Genomic DNA, 20,289 nt, shown 5'->3' with positions numbered 1-20,289 from the left:
TGGGAGAGGGGGCAGAAGCGGGGGCGGACGCGGGGAGGGGGACGGGGAGAACGGGTGGGGCCGGGGTCATTCCTTGACGCTGCCCGCGGCCAGGCCGGACTGCCAGTAGCGCTGGAGCAGGAGGAAGATCGCGACGATCGGGGCGATCGTGAGCAGGGAGCCGGTGATGATGAGATCGAAGACGGCCTCGCCGCCCGCGGTCTGTGCCTGGGCGTTCCAGGCGTTGAGCCCGAGCGTGAGCGGATACCAGTCCGGGTCCTTGATCATGATCAGTGGCAGAAAGTAGTTGTTCCAGGTCGCGACCATGGAGAACAGCAGCACGGTGACCGTGCCCGGCATCAGCAGCGGCAGTGCGATGCGGAAGAACGTACGCAGCTCACCGGAGCCGTCGATGCGGGCCGCTTCGAGGAGCTCGACGGGTACGGCCTCGGCGGCGAACACCCACATCAGGTAGAGCCCGAACGGTGAGATGAGCGAGGGGATGATGACGGCCCAGGGGGTGTTGGTCAGTCCCATACCGCTGAACATCAGGAACGTCGGCACCGCCAGGGCCGTGCCCGGCACGGCCACGGCCCCGAGGACGACCGCGAACACGGCGCGGCGGCCGGGGAATTCGTACGTGGCGAGTGCGTAGCCGCCCAGGACGGCGAGGACCGTGGCGCCGCCCGCTCCCACGGCGACGTACAGCAGGGTGTTCAGCAGCCAGCGGACGAAGACGCCGTCGTCGTAGGACAGCGTGCGGGAGATGTTGTCCCAGAGGTTGAAGTCCTTGCCGAACCACAGTCCGAAGGAGTCGAGCAGGCCCTCCTGGTCCTTGGTCGCGTTGATGACCAGCCAGGCGAGCGGCAGCAGTGTGTAGACGAGGACCAGCCCGACCAGGAGGGTGAGAGGGACGCTGGGGCGGGGATTGAGCGGAGTGCGGGGGTGACGGCGGCGGGACCGGACCGGGGCGTGGCCGGTACGGGCCGTCCCGGGCGAACCGGTCGGTTCCGTGGGGCCGGTGGAGGTCGGGGGGACGCTGGAGACGTGCGCGCTCATGGCTCAGCCCTTCCGCATGCCGCGCAGCTGGACGGCGTAGGCGATGATCGCGGTGATGACACCCATCACGATCGCCACGGTCGCTGCGTAGTTGTGCTGCCGGCCGGAGAAGGACAGCGAGTAGGTGTAGAGGTTGGGAGTGAAATCGCTTGTGATCGCGTTGGGGGCGAGCTTCTGCAGAATGCTCGGCTCGTTGAAGAGCTGGAAACTTCCGATGATCGAGAAGATCGTCGCGATGACCAGGGAGCCGCGGATGGCCGGCAGCTTGATCGCGGTCACGACCCGCCACTCGCCGGCTCCGTCGATCGCCGCCGCCTCGTACAGCGATCGTGGGACGATCTTGAGCGCGGAGTAGAAGATCAGCATGTTGTACCCCACGAACTCCCAGGTCACGATGTTGCCTATGGAGGCGAGCACGAGCGAAGGGGAGAGAGGGTCGGGCAGTGAGACGGCGAAGGTGTCATTGATGTTGCCCACCAGTCCGAATCTGGTGCCGTAGATGAAGCCCCACATGAGGCTGGCGACCACGGCCGGTACTGCATACGGCAGGAAGACCGAGATACGGAAGAAGCTCTTGCCGTACAACCGGCCGCTGTCGATCGCGAGCGCCACCAGCAGCGCGATACCCAGCATGATCGGCACCTGTACGGCAAGGAAGAGTCCGACCCTGGTCAGTCCTTCCCAGAACCGCGCATCGGTCAGCGCCTGGGCGTAGTTGTCCAGGCCCACGAACGACGTGCCGCCGATCAGCCGGTCGCGGAACAGGCTCAGATACAGGGCGTATCCGATCGGCGCGAGGAAGACGAGCGCGAAGACGGCGACGAACGGACCGGCGAATCCCCAGCCGATGAGGGCCTGCTTGCGGACGTGTGACCGCGCTCGTGGGCGGGGTGGTGGTGCTGCCTTCGCGGGCGTCGACAGGAGCGTCATGGCTGGTTCCTTGTTCGGTGGCCGACCGGTCCGGAGAGAGGGGGGAAGAGGGCCTTCGGGCCGGAGACGGCCGGGCGGAGGCTGGCCCGATGGGAAATGTTTACGTAATCATCGGTAGCGTGATGGTGACACTCCCGCTGGGGGGCGTCAAGCATGAAGCGGTAGTGAACGGAAGGGATTTCGATGACGGACAAGGACACTGACGCTCGGGCGAAGACGGCCGACGGCGGGGGACGGCGTGCCGCGAAAGGGCGGCAGCGCCGTGTCTCGATGGCGGACGTCGCCCGGGTCGCCGGCGTCTCGTCGCAGACGGTCTCCAGGGTCTCCAACGGAGACCCGGCCGTCATCGAGAGCACCCGGCGGAGAGTGCTGGACGCCATGAAGGAGCTCGGCTACCGGCCCAACAGCGCCGCCCGCGCCCTCAAGCGCGGGGACTTCCGGACCATCGGTGTCATCACGATGAGCCTCTCGAGCACCGGCAATGTACGGACCCTGGAGGCCATCGCGAACTGCGCGTCCCGCGCGGGGTACGCGGTCACGCTGATCCCGCTCGACGCGCCGACCCAGGACAACGTCAGGGGTGCCTTCACACGGCTCGACGAACTCGCGGTGGACGCGGTCGTGCTGATCATGGAGGTACACCTGCTCGACACGACGTCACTGGCACTGCCGCCTCATGTGAAGGTCGTCGTCGTGGACTCCGACGCCGGTGACCGGTTCCCTGTGGTGGACACCGATCAGCAGCAGGGCGCGCGTACGGCAGTGCGGCACCTGCTGGACCTCGGCCACGGCACGGTCTGGCACCTGGCAGGGCCCGAGGAGTCGTTCGCGGCGGGCCGTCGCGAGGCCGCCTGGGAGGCGGCGTTGCGTGAGGACGGGCGCGAGGTGCCGCCCCCGCTGCGCGGCGACTGGACCCCCGAATCCGGCTACGAGGCGGGCCTCCGGCTGGCGGAGGAGCCCGACTGCACGGCGGTGTTCGTGGCGAACGACCAGATGGCTCTCGGTGTGCTGCGGGCGCTGCACGAGCGTGGCAGGCGTGTGCCGGAGGAGGTCAGCGTGGTGGGTTTCGACGACATAGCGGAGGCCGCCTCGTTCATCCCGCCGCTGACAACGGTCCGTCAGGACTTCGCCAAGGTCGGGGAACTGTGTGTCGACGCCGTTCTGCGGGAACTGCGCGGTGAGACGGTGGAGGGCGGTACGACGCTCGTGCCGACCACTCTGGTCGTCCGCCGGAGCACGGCCGCGTGCACGCCCGCCACCGCGGGGCAGGGGCGGGGGCCGGCCAGGGCGTCGAAGAAGGCGGGGGAGAGGTCCTAAGTGGGCAGTCCGACGGCTCGTTCGCCGTTGCGGCGCTGCTGGATGACGACGGCGACGACGAGGAGTGTGCCCTGGGCGACGTTCTGCCAGAAGGAGTTGATGCCTTCGACGGTGAGGCCGTTCTCCAGGCAGCCGAGCAGGGCGACGGCGAGGAGTGTGCCGCCGATGCCGCCCTTGCCGCCCTTGAGGGCGCAGCCGCCGAGGGCCGCGGCGGTGATGGCTTTGAGTTCGAGTCCTTCGCTGCCGGAGGTGGGCTGGCCGGAGCCGGTGCGGGCGGTGAGCAGGATGCCGGCGATGGCGGCGACGATGCCGATCAGGGCGTATACGAAGACGAGGTACTTGTTGATGCTGATGCCGGCGAGGCGCGCCGCGGTGTCGTTGCCGCCGATGGCGTAGAGGTTGCGGCCGATGTCGGTGTACTTGAGCAGGAGATGCACGGCGCCGGCGACGACGGCCAGGATCCAGACCATCACGGGCAGCCCGGCGATCTTGCCGCGGCCCAGGAAGACGAAGACGTCGTTGTTGAGGACGTAACCCTGTGCGCGGCCGTTGGAGATCAGCTGGGCCAGGCCCTTGTACGCGGCGAGGCCGGCGAGGGTGGCGATGGTGGGGTTGACGCGTCCGTAGACGATGATCAGTCCGTTGAGGACGCCGACGAGGAGTCCGGTACCGACGGCCGCGGCCATGCCGAGGAAGGCATTGGAGCCTGTGCTGGTGAAGACCATGGCGCTGACGACCGAGGCCACACCGACCTGTGAGCCGACGGAGATGTCGAGCCCGCCGCAGATGATGACGACCGTCTGCACGATGGCGAGCAGGCCGGTGATGGTGGCGGCCTCGGCGATGACCTGCATGTTCGTCAGGCTGAGGTAGTTGTCGTTGAGAGCGCCGAAGAGGGCGAGGACGACGACGAGGGCACCGATCAGACTGAGGTTCTGCCCGCCGATGGAGGCCCAAAGCCCGGCCCGGCCGCGGCTTCGGCTGTCGTGTGCCGGGCCTTTCAGGGCTGGGTCCGGGGTGATGGTGACGGTCATGAGGAGGCTCCAGGGGCGGGGGTGATGTCGTCGGCCATGGCCAGGGCGAGGAGGGCTTCTTCGGTGGCTTCGTCGCGGTCGAGTTCGCCGGTGATCCGGCCTGCCTGCATCACGATGACGCGGTCCGAGAGCCCGAGGAGTTCAGGCAGTTCGGAGGAGATCACGAGCACGGCCACACCGTCCGCGGCCAGGGCGGCGATGATCTGGTAGATCTCGGCCTTGGCCCCGACGTCGATACCGCGGGTCGGCTCGTCGAGGATCAGGACCTTGGGTTTGCGCGCCAGCCAGCGGGCGAGCACGACCTTCTGCTGATTGCCGCCGGAGAGTTTGCGGACCTCGTGTTCGATGGAGGGGGCGCGGACCCTGAGCCGGTCGGCGTAGTGCTGTGTCAGTTCGCGTTCGGCCTTGCGCCGTACGAAGCGGAAGCGGCGGAGCCGGTCGAGGACCACGAGCGAGGTGTTGTCGCGGATCGAGCGGTGCGGGAACAGCGCCTGGGCCTTGCGCTCCTCGGGTGCCAGACCCAGGCCCGCCCCGATTGCCTCGCGGGGGCTGCCGAGGCGTAGTCGTGTGCCGTCGAGCGTGATGGATCCGCTGTGGACGGGGAGATCGCCGGCCAGGGCGAGAGCCAGCTCCGAGCGGCCCGCTCCGATGAGCCCTGCCAGGCCGACCACTTCGCCGGAGTGCACCTTCAGGGTGATGTCGTGTACGTCGTCGGTGGTGACGTTCCTGACGTCGAGGACGAGCCGCTCGGTGGCGACGCGTTGTCGTACGAACATGGTGGACAGGTCACGGCCGACCATGAGCCGGACGAGGCCGGCCTCATCGGTGCGGCCGGCCTCCTCGACTCCCACCAGCGTGCCGTCCCGCAGTACGGCGATGCGGTCGGCGAGCTGGAATATCTCCTGCATGCGGTGGGAGACGTAGACGACGGCGATGCCCTCGGCGCGCAATCGCCGTATGAGGGCGAAGAGGGCGTCGACCTCGTGCTCGGAGAGCGAGGAGGTGGGCTCGTCGAAGGCGATGACCTTCGCCGCGGTCTCGCCGGTCAACGCCCTTATGATCTCGACGAGTTGCCGCTGAGCCGGAGTCAGCTGGGAGCCGAGGAGGCGCGGGTCGAGCACGTCGGCGAAACCGAGCCGTTCGAGGTCGGCCTCGACACGCCGGAGCAGTTCGCGGCGGTCGAAGAGTCTGCCCCGTCCGCGGGGCAGCGCTCCGGCGTAGACGTTCTCGGCCACGGAGACATGCGGGATGATCTCCGGTTCCTGCGGGATGATGCGGATTCCGGCGGCGCGGGCCCGGGCGGGCGAGTCGAGGTCGACCCGCAGACCGTCGATGAGGACGTGGCCCTCGGTCGGGCGGTGATCGCCGGTGAGGATCTTCAGCAGGGTGGACTTGCCGGCGCCGTTCTCCCCCATCAACGCGGTGACCTGGCCGCGCGGAAAGTCCAAGGTGACACCGCCGAGCGCCTGGACCGCGCCGAAGCGCTTGACGATCCCCTGAACCCCGACGGAGTGGACGCCGACGGAAGAGGGCGGGTCTCCGCGCCCCTCGGGCGAGGAGCGAGGATCGGGGGCCGGACTGCGCGTGGAACTCATGGGCTACCTCGAAGGCGTTTGTACGGGGGCGGACGGGCCGGAGAGCGCCGGAGCCGGCGGGTTGCTCTGGCCCGCCGGCGAAGGGGGGCGGGCCAGGGCCGGAACCGGTCTCGGTCGCGAGCTGGTGAGGGTCAGCCGCAGGTGAGACCGGAGGACTTCCAGCTGGACGGGTCGACCATGGTGGTGGGTGCGAAGCCCTCGGCGGGGAACTCCTTGCCCTTCTTGAGCTTGTCGTACATGGTCTGCACGGCGAGCGCGCCGACGTCCTCGCCGTTGATGAACAGCGCGGCCTTCATGCCGCTGGGCTTGCCGGAGCCCCATTCCTTGCAGGCCAGGTAGGCACCGAGACCGACACCGATGACACGGTCGGGGCTGATGCCGGCGTTCTGCAGGGCGGTGACGCCACCCGCGACGTTCTCGTCGTTGCAGCCCCACACCACCCAGTTCCTGACACCGGAGTTGGCCGTGATGGTCGCGGCGATCTTGTCCTGGGCTCCCGTGGGGGTGTTGTCCGTGGGTACGTCGATCGTCTTCACCCCGGGGACGGCCGTACCGAATGCCTGCTTCGCGGCCTTGACCCGGTCGCCGCAGACGGTGACGTCCTGCTTCCAGGCGGAGATGACGCGGGTGTCGGCGGCCTTCCAGTTCGCCTTCTTGTACTCGGCGGCGGCTCGCTTGCCGACCTCGCTTCCCATCTGCGTACCGCTGAAGCCGATACGGGGGACGAGGTCGGCCTTGCCACAAGCCGCCGGGTCGGAGCCGGTGGTGCAGATCTGGTCGTCCGAGGTGAGCAGAGCGACCTTGCCGTCCTTCGCGGTCTGGACGACCTGGGGGCCCACCGCCGGGTCGGGCACGACGATGATCACGCCGTTGACCTTCTGGGCGATGGCGGCCTGCACTTCGCTCACGGTCTTGTTGGCGTCGTTGCCGAGGTTGACGACCTTGAGGTCGATGCCGAGTTCGTCGGCCTTCGCCCTGGCTCCGGCGGCCTCGCCGACGAAGTACTCCTGGTCGCCCTGCTTCTGCAGATAGGTGACGGAGATCTTGCCTGTCACCGGGCCGGCCTCGCCCTTGCCCGTGGACTCCTTGCCCGAGGAGCAGGCGGTCGTCAGGGCCAGGCTGCACAGCAGGCCGACGGCCGCGGTGGCGCGAGTGCGGTGGGAACGGGTCATGAACGGACTCTCCTTGGTACGGACACCGGTCGGCGGTGCCGGGCGTGCGGGGCGCGTGCGGGAACAGGCCGGCGTATTCGTGGAGGTGCGGAGGCGCGCTGAGCAATGGAGCGGTCATCCGACTGCCACGAGGGCGGGGATGTTGGAAAACGTGATATTGCGGCCAGTGGGTCACGCGGAGTCGGCAAGTTGGGCGCCGATCGAGCAGGAAAACCTCAGAAGCCAACAGGTTCAAACGCGATGCGACATATGACATCGCCGTTACGGCCTGTCGTCAAGGGGGTGGCGTCGCCGAAACGTCCTTGTGACGTTTCGGAGTTCGGGGTGAACGCGGCCGGAGGTGCCGAGTCCGCCGTGCGGAGGGTATGGATCACAGGGCTTGCCATCACCAGTGTGTTTACGTAAACATACTCGTGAGGTGCGGCTTTCCGCCGGTTCGCGACGCCTCCACCGTGCATCCCCCTCCAGCACAGGAGCAGCAGCACATGCCCGTTCTCCAGATCGACGGCGGCGGATTCCGCCTGGACAGCGAACCCTTCCGGCTCCTGTCCGGCGGACTGCACTACTTCCGGGTCCATCCCGCGCAGTGGGCCGACCGGCTACACAAGGCCCGCCTCATGGGCCTCAACACCGTCGAGACGTACGTCCCCTGGAACCTCCATCAGCCGCGGCCGGACCAGTTCCGCATCGACGACGCGCTTGATCTGCCCGCCTTCCTCGACCTCGCGGCCGCCGAGGGCCTCCATGTTCTGCTCCGCCCGGGCCCCTACATCTGCGCGGAATGGGAAGGCGGCGGCCTTCCCTCCTGGCTGCTGGCCCAACGCGGTATCCGCCTGCGCACCCGCGACCCCCTTTTTCTCGCGGCGGTCGACGACTACTTCGCCCGGCTTCTCCCTCCGCTCCTGCCCTACCTGGCCACGCGCGGCGGGCCGGTACTCGCCATGCAGGTGGAGAACGAGTACGGCGCCTGCGGTGACGACACCGCCTACCTGGAACACCTCGCCGGCTCACTCCGCCGGAGCGGTGTCGATGTGCCTCTGTTCACCTGCGATCAGCCCGACGACCTGGAGCGCGGCGCGCTGCCGGGGGTCCTCGCGACCGCCAACTTCGGCAGCCGCTCCACCCAGAACCTCGCCACCCTGCGCGCGCATCAGCCGAACGGCCCCCTGTTGTCGACCGAGTTCTGGATCGGCTGGTTCGACCGCTGGGGCGGCCACCACGTGGTCCGCGATCCCGACCAGGCGGCGCGGGAGCTGGACGAACTGCTGTCGACCGGGGCCTCGGTCAACTTCTATATGTTCCACGGCGGCACGAACTTCGGCTTCACCAATGGCGCCAATGAAAAGCACACCTACCGGCCGACCGTCACCTCCTACGACTACGACGCGCCTCTCGACGAAGCCGGCGACCCCACCGAGAAGTTCACCGCCTTCCGCGAGGTCATCGCCAAGTACGCGCCGGTCCCTGCCACTCCCGTGCCCGCGCGCTCGGCCAAACTCGCCCTCTCCTCCGTCCCGTTGACCACCAGCGCCGGCCTGCTGGACTGCGCTCCGGCCCTCGGAGACGCCGTCGAGTCCTCCCACCCGCTGACGATGGAGCAGCTCGGGCAGGACTTCGGATTCGTCCTGTACGAGACCGTCCTGCCGGCCCAGGGGCCCGTGCTCCTCGAACTGGAGCAGGTCCGCGACCGCGCTCAGGTCTTCCTCGACGGGCAGCCCGTCGGGGTTCTGGAGCGGGAGAACCACGAGCACGCCCTCGCCTTCACCGTGCCGCGCCCCGGCAGCGTCCTGAACCTGCTCGTGGAGAACCAGGGCCGCGTCAACTACGGTCCCGGCATCCACGACAGGAAGGGGCTGCCCGGCAAGGTCCTGCTGGACGGCGCGGAACTCGCCGGATGGACCAGCAGACCGCTGCCGCTGACCTCCCTGGACGCGATTCCGTTCACCGCTACCGCCATCGTGCCGACCGGTCCGGCCTTCCACCGCGGCAGCTTCGAGCTGGCCGCGGTGGCGGACACCTTTCTCCATCTCGACGGCTGGACGAAGGGCAACGCGTGGATCAACGGTTTCGCGCTGGGCCGCTACTGGTCCCGTGGGCCCCAGCGGTCCCTGTACGTGCCCGCCCCCGTACTGCGCGCGGGCACCAACGAGATCGTCGTGTTCGAGCTGCACTCCGCCCGCCACGCACGTACCGTCGACTTCCGGAAGACGCCCGACCTCGGCCCGACCGAAGAGTAGGACCACGGTGGCCAGGGGCAGCGCCTTCCCTGTGTCACCCGGCGATGCCGTGGAGGGTCCAGGACTGGTTGCTGCCCGTCGTGGGCTGGTAGATGCCGACGGGGGTTCCGTCGCCCGTGGCGGCCCCGGTGACATCGAGGAGTTTGCCGGTGGCGTTGTTGATCAGGGTGGCGTGACCGTCACCAGTGGTCGAGCGCATCCACTTCTGCCGGGCCGAGGACGATCCGGGTTTGGCGAACGCGAGCACGTCTTCCGAGCCCGAGAGGGCCTCGCCCGTCTTGACGTTGGTGATGCGGTAGGCGGCGGTGCTGCCCCAGTCGGCCGCGGACAGCTTGGTGAAGGTCCACTGCTGGGCGGGGTCGGCGGGGTCGGAGGTGCGTTGCACCGGTGTGCTCTTCCCGTTCACCGTGGCGACGGCGAGCGCCATCCCGCTGTTGTCGTTGACCAGTTGGCGGGGTGCGCCCGTGGGAGCCGTGGCGGTGGCGGTGTTCACGCCGCCGACTCCCGGCAGTACGAAGGTCGTGACGGAACCGGCGCCGACGGTGACCTTCAGGGTCTTGCCGACGGTCGTGACGTCGCTCTCGCGCTGGAGGTTCTTGGTGGCGTCGGTGGTGTAGCGCTCGACGGGGGCGCTGCCGACGCTCTGGAACCCGTCGAGGTCCAGGGTGAGCTCCTGATCCGCCCCGGTGGGGTTGGTGTGGACGACGACGGCCCCTTGTCCGGCCGGGCGCAGCGCGGCCAAGGTGTCGGCGCCGTCGGTGTTGATGACGCGGGCGCCCGGACGCACGAAGCGGCTGTAGTTGGCCATCGCCCAGTACTTCTTGTTCTTGCGCAGCGGCTCGGTGGCGGCGTCCTCCGGGGTGAAGTCGGCTTGGATCAGGCCCCAGTTGGAGTTCTCATGGGCCGGGGTCATGTTCTCGTAGTCCTCGATGGCCTGCCACAGCACCCAGGCCCGGGGTTCCAGCTCCCTGATGTCGTCGTTGACGCGGTCGGCCAGGTCGAGTGCGGGGCTCATGTCGGTGAAGCTCTGGGGGACGCTGCCACCGACGTCCACCTCGGACATCCACAGCGGGGTGCCCGTGCCCTTGGCGATGTCACGCACGCCGGTTCGGCCGTTCGTCCCGTAGGTGTGCGTGTTGAGCCGGCCGACGGCGTCGCGGACGGCCGGGGCGTACGACTCCCAGTTGCCGCGGAACACCGCGGGGTTGGTCTCGTCCATGGCCGCGATCGGGGTGGTCACGCCCTTCGCGTCCAGGGCGGCGCGCAGCGTGGAGATCATGCGCGCCTGTGAGGCGGGGTCCCAGTGGGAACCCTCCTGGCGGCCGCCGGCGCGCCAGTAGTCGGTGTTGGGCTCGTTGACCGGGGAGAGGGAGCCGAACGTGACACCGGTGGAGTCCTGCGCGCGCCGGAGGGCGCCGGAGAGATAGGCGGCGAACCTTTCGTACTGGTCGGAGCGGAGATTGTCCTGCCAGCCGTTCACCGCACCGGAGACGCGGCCGCTGTTGGTCATGAAGTACGGGGCGGAGTTGGAGAACGCCTCGAAGGTCCTGGCGCCGCGCGCCTTGGCCGCGGCGAGCCACCAGCGCTGGTTGGCGTCGGCGTTCGGGTTCCAGTGGTCCGGGTCGGCCGGGTCCCACCAGTCGGGTGCCTCGGGACCCGGCCGGTTCCAGTAGCCGGGGACCGCCGCTCCGGGACGCAGATAGGGGGTGGTCTCGGGGCTGTCGCCGCCGCCGATGTTGTAGCGGGCGATGGTGAACCCGAGCCCGTTCGCCCCGTAGAGGTCATCGGCCAGCCGGTTGCGCTGGGCGTCGGGCCAGCCGCCGGTGACATTGGCGAACCAGGCGAGGGAAGTGCCCCATCCCTGGAACGGCGGCTGCTGGTAGCTGGGATCGAGGCGGACGGTCACCGTCCCGGCCGCACTCGCGGCCGTCGCCGGCGGTCCGGTGAGGCCGGTGGCGGCCAGGGTGACCGCGGTGCCGGTGGCGGCGAGCGCCGCACCGGTACGCCGGAAACCTGAGCGAGGGCGAGGGCGAGGATGGAGATGGGGACGGGACGTTGATCGCTTGGGGGCGCGGAACACGTACTACTCCCTGGTCGGTGGGGTTGTGTCGGGCGGCGGCCGGACGTGCTCCGAGGTGCCGCCGGGGCGCACCCCGCGCGGGGAGGCGCGGGGTGCGCGGGGTGACGCGGGGCTCGGGGCAGGGGAGCCCCGCGCCGGTCATACGGCCGAGCGTCGCCACTTCTGGTTGTCGCCGGTGTTACAGGTCCACTGAACGAGCAGTGTGCCGTCGGCGGCGGACTGGTTGGTGACGTCGAGACACTTACCGCTGTGCCGTGCGGCGATTTGTACGGTCGTATCGGTCTTCCGCACGGTCCACTGCTGGTCGGCGCCGCCGTCACAGGTGTCCTGGACAACAGCGGCGCCATCGTCCGTGGAGGCGTCGCGGACGCCGAGGCACTTGCCGCTGTGGCGCAGCACGATCTGCACCGTGTTGGCATCGCGGCTCTTGAGCCAGAACTGCTGGTTGACCGCGTTCGTGCCGCAGGCCCACTGGATCAGAGCGGCCCCGTCCGCCGTGGACCGGTCGGCTGTGTCGGCGCACTTGCCACTGTGCGCGGCCGTCAGCGTCTCCCAGGTACCGAGGCCTTCCACCCTGCCCGCCGCGGTGTCGACGCTGATCTGCGGGAAGTAGTCCATGCTCATCGTGGTCCTGGTGGGGAACGTCAGCGGCAGCCAGACGTACTGGGAGTCGTTGACCATGCCACCCATGGAATTGCCCCAGCGATCGCCCATGTACAGGTACGAAGTGCCCGAGCTGCCCTGGACGGGCAGGACGTACGCGGTCTGGGAACCGTAGGTCGTGGAGTCGCCGATGTCCCGCAGATCGCTCCAGGTGCCGGTGATGCTGGTCGCCGTGCCGTACTTCTGCTGGTTCGGCGACCAGCCGGTCGCACCGGAGGTCAGCAGGAAGTAGACGCCGTCGCGCTTGAACATGGCCGGCGCCTCGCGCCACTGGCCCGCCCAGAGCTTCTGGACCTGCGACTCCACCGCGGTGTAGTCGGGCGTCAGCCGGTAGACGTGCAGGTCGGCGTTCTCGTTGGCGGCCGAGATCATGTACCCGGTGCCGTCGGTGTCGACGAAGGTGGTGATGTCACGGGACATGTGGCCCTGCGGACGGAAGCTGCCCCGCCAGGTGTAGTCCCCGTCCACGGTCGAGGAGACCGCGACCGCGGCGCGCGCCTCGCTGTAGTCGGTGGCGCTCTCCTTGTGCATCCACATCACGAACGTTCCGGTCGCGCTGTTGTACATGACCTTGGGCCGCTCGATGTTGGCGGATCGGAGCTCCGGATCGGTGGCCTGGGTCAGGACGTGACGACGGAACTCCCACGTCTTGAGGTCGGTGGAGCGATAGGCGGAGACGTACCGGAAGGAGTTGTCGGCGTTCCGGTTCTCGCCGAACCAGTAGTAGTACTGGCCGACCTTGACGACCCCGCCGCCGTGGGCATGCACGGGGTCGCCGTTCGGATCGGTGAACTGCGTGGCGTTGCTGACGGCCGCCGGGGCCGCCTGGGAGGTACCCATGGCGCTGAGGAGAGACAGAAGGAGGGCGGACAGAACGGCGATAGCCATCGCCGCCCCGGGGAGCTTGCGTCGCATGATCGCGTACCTCTTGCTGTTCGGTGGACAGGGCAGGACCGCGCGTCGGCGCAGGAAGAACCGGCCGATGACGGGGTCGGCGCACACGGCCGTGCTGGAGTGCGCGCAGCGGAAAGAAGCCCGGGGGCAGAGCCCCCCGGACTGGCGGGGGTGTACAGCCGCCGTGTTACATCGGATGGATCGCCCTTCCATGTTCGCGTTAACACGAGCGGCTCGGGGGAGAGTTTGGGAGCGGCATCCTGGCCTGTCAAGGACTTGGACGGGAACACTCGTTGGATTGACCGACCGCTATGTTTGCGTCAACATGGTGGTAGGACGGGCCGCTGCAGTTTCCCGCGTCAAGGGATCGATCCGGGGTCCTCAGCGAAAGGCCCGCGTATGGCGACGGAGAACCCGCGTATGGCGACGGAGAAGAAGAGGACGAGGTCGCCGCGGTCGCGGCCGGCCCGCCAGTGGCCCTCCATGGCGGACGTCGCGGCGATGGCCGACGTCTCCTCGCAGACCGTCTCCCGGGTGGCGAACAACCGCGAGAACGTCGACGCGGCCACGCGCGAGAAGGTGCTGTCCGCGATGCAGACCCTCGGCTATCGCCCCAACACGGCGGCCCGCGCGCTGGTGACCGGCAGGTTCGGCGCCCTGGGTGTCGTCAGCTTCGACGTCGGCGCCCACGGCAACGCCCGGACGCTCGCCGCGATCGCCGACGCCGCCCGCGAGGCCGACTTCTCCGTGAACTTCATGGGCGTACGGGCGCAGACCGAAGCCGCCGTACGGCAGGCGTTCCAGCATCTGATGCTGCAGTCCGTCGACGGCATCGTGCTGGTCGAGTCGCAGATGCTCGACACCCCGTCCCTCCATCTGCCACCCACCATGCCCGTCGTCGTCGCCGACGGCGACACGGGACACCGCTACCCCAACGTCGACTTCGACCAGGCCCACGGCGCCCATGGCGTGGTCGCCCACCTGCTCGGCCTCGGCCACCGCACGGTCTGGCATGTGGCCGGTCCCCGCGACTCGTTCGCCGCCCGCCGACGCGCCGAGTCCTGGCGGAGCACCCTGGCCGGGACCGGTGCCCCGGTTCCCGACGTGCTGTACGGGGACTGGACCGCGGAATCCGGATACAGGGCCGGACGGGAGCTGGCCGGACTCCCCGAGGTGACCGCGGTCTTCGCGGCCAACGACCAGATGGCGCTCGGGCTGATGCGCGCGCTGCACGAGGCCGGCCGCGACGTGCCGGGCGACGTCAGCGTGGCCGGGTTCGACGACATCGCCGAGGCCGCGTTCTTCCAGCCGCCCCTGACCACCGTGCGCCAGGACTTCGACGAGGTGGGACGACACTGCGTCACCCTGCTGCTCGACCAGATCGACGGCAGGACGGACGGGCCCCGCCGGATGGCGGTGGAACCCGCCCTCATCGTGCGCGCCAGCACCGCGCCTCCGCCCTCCTGACGTACGGCCCGAACCCGGCCGTACGATCCGGTCCGGCGGCGCGGCGAGGGCGGACCGCCGCAGGAGTGGCGGATCGATCATCTCTCCGTCCACGTGTGTCAGGCCGGGCCGGGGTCAGATGACCACGAAGATGAGCCAGGCGGCTATGGGAGCCAGCACGCACACACCCGCTCCCCAGCGCAGCAGTCCGCGGTAGGCGCCATCCCGTTGGTGCTCGGGGGTGTTGGCGACGACCAGGGCACCGTTGGTGGAGAAGGGACTGGCATCGACCACCGTGGCCGCTGAGGCCAGGGCGATCACCATGCCGGTGGTACCAATGGCCCCGGAGGCAAGGAAGGGAACTGCCAGCGGCATCAGAGCGCCCAGAATGCCGGTGGTGGAGGCGAAAGCCGAGACAACGCCACCGACGTAACAGATGATCAGCGCGGCGAGCAGCGGCGCACCGATCCCTGCGATCATCCGCCCCAGGGAGTCGACGACGCCGAGGCTCTGCAGGAGCGCGATGTAGGTGACGATGCCACAGACCAGCAGAACCACGGGCCAGGCAATTTCCTGGGACGCCTCGCGGGCTGTGCGCCGGAACAACAGAGCCAGCGCGGCGGCCAGCGACAGCGCAAGGAACCCCGTGTCCAGGGAGAAGACGGTGGTCCCCAGTACCAGGGCGAGCATCGCCCCCAGTGTTGCCGCCTGCTCCGCTCCCAGCGTGACCGCGGAAGCCGCCGGCCCTTCGGACCCGGAGCCCGCCCGCTGTTGGGCACACCGGCGTCCGAAGACCACCTGAGTGACCACGCCGACGGCGACGTTGAAGGCGAAGGTGCCGACGAACAACTGCCAACCGCTGGCGTGCAGTCCATTGTTGTCGAGGGTGGAATTGACGATCCCGCCCAGGATGCCGGTCGGCGCGAAGCTGCCTGCGGCAGCCCCGTTGACCGTCATCAGACCGACGAACAGAGGGCTGATGCCCTGCTGCACGGCGAAGGTGATGCCGATGGGCGCGACGATGGCAACCGCCGCGGGAGACGCTGCCCCCGTCGCACACAGCAATGCGGCCAAGCCGAACAGGACCCAGGGCATGATGGCCAGGCGTGTGCCGACTCCCCGCAGGGCGGCGTGCACCATCCAGTTCACGGTCCCGTTGACCCGCGCTGTCCCGAACAGGAACGTCACCGCGACAAGGACGACGAACATCTCCGCGGGAAACCCGTCCAGCACCTGCTGGGGAGTGCGGCCCAGCCCGACACAGCCCAGCAAGAAGGCCGCGACCAGGGCCAGTACGCCCATGTTCAGCCCCCGCAGACTGGACAGAGTGAAGACAACCGCGAGCACCAGCACGCCGGTCAGTTCCGTGGGCATCGCGCACCTTCCTCACGCGTACCGGCCCGGGACGAGCTGAGCCAGGTGAGAACAGCCTCGGTGTGTTCGCCCAGGGCCGGAACGGGCCTCAGACGCGAAGGGCTGTCCCCTTCGTCGTGGAAGGTGACCGGTGGAATCAGCCCCGTCAGCGGTCCGACAGGGCTGTCGAAGGAGGCCCAGCGACCGCGCTCGCGCAGCTGGGGGTGGTCACTGAACTCCCGCATGCCGCGTTGGCGTGCGTGGGCGATCCGCGCCTCCTCCAGGCGGTTCACCAACTCCTTGCCGGAGAGGCTTCCCGCCACCTCGCGTACCAGCTCGTCGAGATCGGCCCGGTGGGACACCCGGTCGGCGTTTCCGGCGAACCGGCTGTCATCGAGCAGATCCTTACGGCGCAGGACGGTCACGCAGAACGAAGCCCACTCCCGCTCGTTCTGCAGTCCCAGCACGATGGTCTGCCCGTCCCGTGTGACGAAGGGACCGTAGGGGGCGATCGTGGCGTGGCTTGCACCTGTTCGCGCCGGCGCTGTCCCTCCGTAGCGGGTGTAGTACTCGGCATATCCCATCCAGTCGCCCAGCGCCTCCAGCATGGAGACCTCGATCTGGGAACCGCGGCCGGTACGTGCCCGTTTCAACAGGGCGGTGAGGATGCCGGAGTGGGCGTACATCCCGGCGCAGATGTCGGCGATGGACAGGCCGACCTTCGACGGCGTGTCGGGGGTGCCCGTGATGGACAGCAGTCCCGCCTCGCTCTGGATCAGGAGATCGTAGGCCTTGCGGTCGCGGTAACCGCCGCTGCTGCCGTAGCCGGAGATGTCGCAGGTGATCAGGCGGGGATGGCTCAGAGCCAGGGCGGTGTGCCCGATACCCAGCCGGGCGGCGGCTCCGGGAGCCAGGTTCTGGACCAGGACATCGGCTCGGTCGACCAGATCACGCAACTGCCGGTTGCCCTCAGGCGAGCGGACATCGATCTGCACACTCTCCTTGCCCCGGTTGAGCCAGACGAAATGGCTGGACATGCCGTGCACGGTCCGGTCGTAGCCTCGCGCCAGATCACCACTGCCAGGTCGTTCGATCTTGATGACGCGCGCGCCCAGATCGGCGAGCTGCCGCGTCGCGAACGGGGCGGCGACGGCCTGCTCAAGCGATACGACGACCAGCCCGGCCAGCGGGCCGGTCGTGCTGTCGGGCGCGCGGTCGTCCTCGGGGGAATGCGGCTCGGACATGGGGTCCCTCCCATGGAGTCCTGATGGATGTGAGGACACTTTCCGGCCGCGACCGCCCGCTGTGAAATGACGATTTTCTCCACAGTCCATGCGTCTGGCGTATAGTCCGAGCGTGGAGATCAGAGAGCTGCAGTGGTTCACGGCACTGGCCGAGTACGAGCACGTCACCTTGGTCTCGGAGCGGATGAACATCTCCCAGCCGACACTGTCCCGGGCGATCAAACGGCTGGAGGCCCGCGTCGGCGTGCCACTGTTCGACAGGCATCAGAACAGGTTGCGGCTGAACAAGTACGGCGAGGTCTTCCGTGCGCACGCGTTGCGCGCCATCGCCGAGATCGAGACAGCGGAACAGCGCATCGCCACACTGGTCGACCCGGACGCCGGCACCGTGGCCGTCGGCTTTCTGCACTCCTACGGGACGTGGCTGGTGCCCGAACTGCTCTCCGGATACCACTCCGTCGCCCCGCGGACCACGTTCGAGTTGCGGGGCGACGCCGCCGACTCGGTGGTGGACGGTGTCCGGCGCGGGCGCCTGGACATGGGGTTGACCAGTCCGCGGCCCGCCGGGGACGACCTTGTGTGGATACCGCTGAGGGAGGAGCCCTTGTGTCTCCTCGTTCCCGCCGGCCACCGCCTGGCCGGGCGGCGGCGGGTCAGGACGGCCGAGCTGGCCGAAGAGACCTTCGTCGCCCTGCAGCCGGTCTTCGGTTTGCGCCAGATCACCGACAGGCTCTGTGCGGCCGCCGGCTTCACCCCGCGTGTCACGCTCGAAAGCACTGAACTGACCACCCTGCGCTCACTGGTCGAAGCGGGCCTGGGTGTTGCCGTCACACCCACCACGGGCAGCCCGGCGGACTGGCGGGGCTCTGTCGTCGCGGTCGCCCTGGACGACGCGGATGCCGTGCGCACAGTAGGCGTCATCACTCCCGCGTCGGGCGTCCGCTCGCCCGTGGTCCAGCGCTTTCTCGACTACGTCTGTTCCACATCCCATGCGCCACACGCATAGTGCCGGTGAAATCTTGCTATTTCACAGACGCGTTCACGGCTCCGAGTATGGAGTGCATGACCATCCTGAGCCGCACAGAGGACACGTCCGCACCGCAGCCCGTGACGGGCTGGACCGGCCGGTACTTCGAGGACTTCACCGTCGGGGACGTCTACCGGCACCCGCTGGGGCGCACCGTGCTGGAGACCGACAACTCATGGCTGACCCTTCTCACGCAGAACACCGCCCCCCTGCACTTCGACCGGCACTACTCCGCCGGAACACGTTGGGGCCGACCGCTCGTGGACTCCACCTTCACGTTGGCACTGGTCACGGGACAGAGCGTGACCGACGTATCCCAGCATGTGATGGCCAACCTCGGCTGGGACCGCGTACGCCTGCCCAACCCCGTGTTCGAGGGCGACACCGTCTACTCCCAGTCCGAGGTCCTCGGGGCCCGGGAGTCCAGGAGTCACCCTGAAACCGGGATCATCACCGTTCGGACGATCGGCTACAACCAGACCGGCGTCATCGTCATCACGTTCGAACGGACCCTGATGGTCTACCGCCGAGGCCATGGCCCGACCTTCGCCGCCGTGGAGCCCGTCTGGGACGAACGGTCCCGCAAGGCCGCCGGCCTGGGCCGGTGATCTCGCCGCACGGATCTCGCCGCATGGGCGGCACCAGGTCGCGTGGTACCCGATCGGATCAGCACCGCCGTCAGCGGCAACACCACCGACGAGGCGCCGGGAGCCGCACCGCGCCTGCCACCACTCGGGTGAAAGCCATGGTCTCCGCCTCCGGCTGAACCCCCTGGGCGCCACGATCACCGAGAATCAGCCTCCAAGCCCTGTCCGGTCGGCAGGACCCAGCCGACGACGCGGCCATGGTTACGGAGTCCACAGTGGATGGAATCTTCTCGCTGATCCTCCTTCTTCTCTTCCTCTGGGGCCTGTTCTCGCAGCGGCTGGCACGCGTCGAACTCACCGCCCCCGTGGCTTTCGTACTGCTGGGCCTGTTACTGAGCGAGGGACTCGGCGTACTGGACCTGGCTCCGTCGCCCGAAACCGTACGCACACTCGCCGAGGTGACACTGGCCTGGGTGCTCTTCACCGATGCCGCACGGCTGTCCTTCCGGGCCCTGCGCCCGGAACTCGGCCTGTATGTACGGCTTCTGTTGCTCGGACTGCCGTTGTGCATCGGCCTCGGCACCCTGCTGGCCGTGGGTCTGCTCCCCGGGGTGTCGGGATGGGCCGCACTGTACGTCGCCGCCGCACTCGCTCCGACAGACGCCGCGCTCGGCGCCACGATGATGGTCGATCCGGTCGTGCCCGCGAGGATCCGCCGGCTCATCAACGTCGAGAGCGGCCTGAACGACGGCATCGCCACCCCGTTCGTCGTACTCGCCCTGGCCGGAGTGGCCGCGGCCGGGAGTACGTCGGACACGCATACCCCTGGCAGCGCCCTCGTGGAACTCGCCATCGGCCTGGGCTACGGCACGGTGCTCGGACTGATCGCCGGACGCGGGCTGCGCATCGCGCTGCGCAAGGGCTGGGCCACCGAGGACGTCGCCGGGACGGGTGTTCTGGCCCTGGCCCTTCTCAGCTACACCTCGGCCATCGCGATCGGCGGCAACGGTTTCGTCGCCGCCTTCGTCGCCGGACTGGCCTTCGGATCGACACACGGCGCCCGACAGCGTGTGCTGCTGTTCGTCGAACAATCCGCCTCGCTGTTCTCGGTGCTGGTGTGGCTCCTCTTCGGCGCCGTACTGGTTCCGGCCGCCTTCGAGCACCTCACCTGGCAGGCAGCGCTCTACGCGGTACTGAGCCTGACGGTGGTACGCATGCTGCCGGTGGCCCTCTCCCTCACCGGAAGCGGTCTGGACAGGAAGACCCTCCTGTTCGTGGGCTGGTTCGGCCCGCGTGGTCTGGCGTCCGTCATCTTCGGTCTGCTGGCGGTCGAAGAACTCGCCCCGCCGGCCTGGCAGTCGATCGTCCCGGTGGTCGTGTGCACCGTGCTGCTCAGTGTCGTCGCACACGGCATCAGCTCCGCTCCTCTCGCCCAACGCTACGGAAGAGCGTCAGCCGCCACCGGCACGCCCCCGGCACGCCCGGAAGGCCCGGCGGAGAACGATCTGCCTATTCGGGGGATGGGGACCGGCACCATCGGTGCTCGTCGGCACGGCAGGCGGGACGGGCATACGTGACCGGGCCACGCACGGCCCGTCCGCACGGTGCGGCCTGCCGAACGGTCGTCACGACTCGCCGTGACCGCCGGCAGCGGCCCGCTTCACCGGAGTGC

At 68.8% G+C, this 20,289-nt stretch carries 15 protein-coding genes; 6 read left to right on the top strand and 9 right to left on the bottom strand.

Going from position 1 to position 20,289, the window contains the following annotated elements:
* Nucleotides 1–66 precede the first annotated feature (66 nt).
* The gene (locus CU044_RS00805) at nt 67–1,038 is read right to left on the bottom strand and encodes a carbohydrate ABC transporter permease (protein WP_129766394.1); all 972 of its coding nucleotides are present in this window, start codon (nt 1,036–1,038) and stop codon (nt 67–69) included.
* Nucleotides 1,039–1,041: 3 nt separating this feature from the next.
* On the bottom strand, nt 1,042–1,968 hold the full coding sequence (locus tag CU044_RS00800) for a sugar ABC transporter permease (RefSeq protein WP_129766393.1): 927 nt from the start codon (nt 1,966–1,968) through the stop codon (nt 1,042–1,044).
* A gap of 270 nt (nt 1,969–2,238) precedes the next feature.
* Between CU044_RS00800 and CU044_RS00795 the strand changes: the two genes are divergently transcribed.
* Complete coding sequence (locus tag CU044_RS00795) at nt 2,239–3,285, top strand: LacI family DNA-binding transcriptional regulator (protein ID WP_129766648.1); 1,047 nt, start codon at nt 2,239–2,241, stop codon at nt 3,283–3,285.
* On the opposite strand, the gene CU044_RS00790 is transcribed toward CU044_RS00795, so the two are convergent.
* The 3 genes from CU044_RS00790 to CU044_RS00780 all read right to left on the bottom strand — a co-directional run bounded on the left by CU044_RS00790 (nt 3,282) and on the right by CU044_RS00780 (nt 7,086).
* Entirely contained in the window at nt 3,282–4,319 is a 1,038-nt protein-coding gene (locus CU044_RS00790) for an ABC transporter permease (protein WP_129766392.1), read from the bottom strand. The two genes, CU044_RS00795 and CU044_RS00790, sit on opposite strands and share 4 nt — an antisense overlap.
* A complete protein-coding gene (locus CU044_RS00785; protein ID WP_129766391.1) occupies nt 4,316–5,914 on the bottom strand; it encodes a sugar ABC transporter ATP-binding protein in 1,599 nt (532 codons plus the stop codon). The genes CU044_RS00790 and CU044_RS00785 overlap by 4 nt, the downstream gene beginning before the upstream one ends.
* 131 nt (nt 5,915–6,045) lie before the next feature.
* A complete protein-coding gene (locus tag CU044_RS00780) occupies nt 6,046–7,086 on the bottom strand; it encodes a substrate-binding domain-containing protein (protein ID WP_129766390.1) in 1,041 nt (346 codons plus the stop codon).
* Nucleotides 7,087–7,571: 485 nt separating this feature from the next.
* Here CU044_RS00780 and CU044_RS00775 point away from each other — a divergent pair, with 485 nt between their 5' ends.
* A complete protein-coding gene (locus CU044_RS00775; RefSeq protein WP_129766389.1) occupies nt 7,572–9,323 on the top strand; it encodes a beta-galactosidase family protein in 1,752 nt (583 codons plus the stop codon).
* A gap of 34 nt (nt 9,324–9,357) precedes the next feature.
* Here CU044_RS00775 and CU044_RS00770 read toward each other — a convergent pair whose 3' ends face one another.
* Together CU044_RS00770 and CU044_RS00765 are read right to left on the bottom strand one after the other, a co-directional pair.
* Nucleotides 9,358–11,403, bottom strand: coding sequence for a glycoside hydrolase (locus CU044_RS00770; protein ID WP_129766388.1), 2,046 nt, complete (start codon nt 11,401–11,403; stop codon nt 9,358–9,360).
* Nucleotides 11,404–11,541: 138 nt separating this feature from the next.
* A complete protein-coding gene (locus CU044_RS00765; protein ID WP_129766387.1) occupies nt 11,542–12,981 on the bottom strand; it encodes an RICIN domain-containing protein in 1,440 nt (479 codons plus the stop codon).
* Nucleotides 12,982–13,443: 462 nt separating this feature from the next.
* Here CU044_RS00765 and CU044_RS00760 point away from each other — a divergent pair, with 462 nt between their 5' ends.
* Nucleotides 13,444–14,427 (top strand): LacI family DNA-binding transcriptional regulator, encoded by a 984-nt coding sequence (locus tag CU044_RS00760; protein WP_129766386.1) that lies wholly within the window; start codon nt 13,444–13,446, stop codon nt 14,425–14,427.
* A gap of 114 nt (nt 14,428–14,541) precedes the next feature.
* Here the strand turns inward: CU044_RS00760 and CU044_RS00755 are convergent, their stop codons facing one another.
* Together CU044_RS00755 and CU044_RS00750 are read right to left on the bottom strand one after the other, a co-directional pair.
* Nucleotides 14,542–15,780, bottom strand: coding sequence for an SLC13 family permease (locus CU044_RS00755; RefSeq protein ID WP_129766385.1), 1,239 nt, complete (start codon nt 15,778–15,780; stop codon nt 14,542–14,544).
* Nucleotides 15,765–17,003, bottom strand: a complete 1,239-nt coding sequence (locus tag CU044_RS00750; protein WP_129766384.1) for a CaiB/BaiF CoA-transferase family protein — start codon at nt 17,001–17,003, stop codon at nt 15,765–15,767. Before CU044_RS00750 ends, CU044_RS00755 begins: the two co-directional genes overlap by 16 nt.
* 112 nt (nt 17,004–17,115) lie before the next feature.
* Between CU044_RS00750 and CU044_RS00745 the strand changes: the two genes are divergently transcribed.
* The 3 genes from CU044_RS00745 to CU044_RS00735 all read left to right on the top strand — a co-directional run bounded on the left by CU044_RS00745 (nt 17,116) and on the right by CU044_RS00735 (nt 20,194).
* Entirely contained in the window at nt 17,116–18,009 is an 894-nt protein-coding gene (locus CU044_RS00745) for a LysR family transcriptional regulator (protein WP_129766383.1), read from the top strand.
* 56 nt (nt 18,010–18,065) lie between these two features.
* Nucleotides 18,066–18,638, top strand: coding sequence for a MaoC family dehydratase (locus CU044_RS00740; RefSeq protein WP_129766382.1), 573 nt, complete (start codon nt 18,066–18,068; stop codon nt 18,636–18,638).
* A 254-nt stretch (nt 18,639–18,892) separates the two neighbouring features.
* Entirely contained in the window at nt 18,893–20,194 is a 1,302-nt protein-coding gene (locus CU044_RS00735; protein WP_129766381.1) for a cation:proton antiporter, read from the top strand.
* The last annotated feature ends 95 nt before the right edge of the window (nt 20,195–20,289 follow it).

The organism is Streptomyces sp. L-9-10 (assembly GCF_004151105.1).
In the GTDB taxonomy this organism is placed as follows: Bacteria; Actinomycetota; Actinomycetes; order Streptomycetales; family Streptomycetaceae; genus Streptomyces.
This window is presented reverse-complemented; position numbering and strand designations above follow the sequence as displayed.

Coding starts and splice junctions, on each gene's coding strand:
- CU044_RS00760 (WP_129766386.1), top strand. CDS start 13,444: ATGGCGGACGTCGCGGCGATGGCCGACGTCTCCTCGCAGACCGTCTCC.
- CU044_RS00800 (WP_129766393.1), bottom strand. CDS start 1,968: ATGACGCTCCTGTCGACGCCCGCGAAGGCAGCACCACCACCCCGCCCA.
- CU044_RS00755 (WP_129766385.1), bottom strand. CDS start 15,780: ATGCCCACGGAACTGACCGGCGTGCTGGTGCTCGCGGTTGTCTTCACT.
- CU044_RS00775 (WP_129766389.1), top strand. CDS start 7,572: ATGCCCGTTCTCCAGATCGACGGCGGCGGATTCCGCCTGGACAGCGAA.
- CU044_RS00805 (WP_129766394.1), bottom strand. CDS start 1,038: ATGAGCGCGCACGTCTCCAGCGTCCCCCCGACCTCCACCGGCCCCACG.
- CU044_RS00795 (WP_129766648.1), top strand. CDS start 2,239: ATGGCGGACGTCGCCCGGGTCGCCGGCGTCTCGTCGCAGACGGTCTCC.
- CU044_RS00765 (WP_129766387.1), bottom strand. CDS start 12,981: ATGCGACGCAAGCTCCCCGGGGCGGCGATGGCTATCGCCGTTCTGTCC.
- CU044_RS00780 (WP_129766390.1), bottom strand. CDS start 7,086: ATGACCCGTTCCCACCGCACTCGCGCCACCGCGGCCGTCGGCCTGCTG.
- CU044_RS00750 (WP_129766384.1), bottom strand. CDS start 17,003: ATGTCCGAGCCGCATTCCCCCGAGGACGACCGCGCGCCCGACAGCACG.
- CU044_RS00740 (WP_129766382.1), top strand. CDS start 18,066: ATGACCATCCTGAGCCGCACAGAGGACACGTCCGCACCGCAGCCCGTG.
- CU044_RS00785 (WP_129766391.1), bottom strand. CDS start 5,914: ATGAGTTCCACGCGCAGTCCGGCCCCCGATCCTCGCTCCTCGCCCGAG.
- CU044_RS00790 (WP_129766392.1), bottom strand. CDS start 4,319: ATGACCGTCACCATCACCCCGGACCCAGCCCTGAAAGGCCCGGCACAC.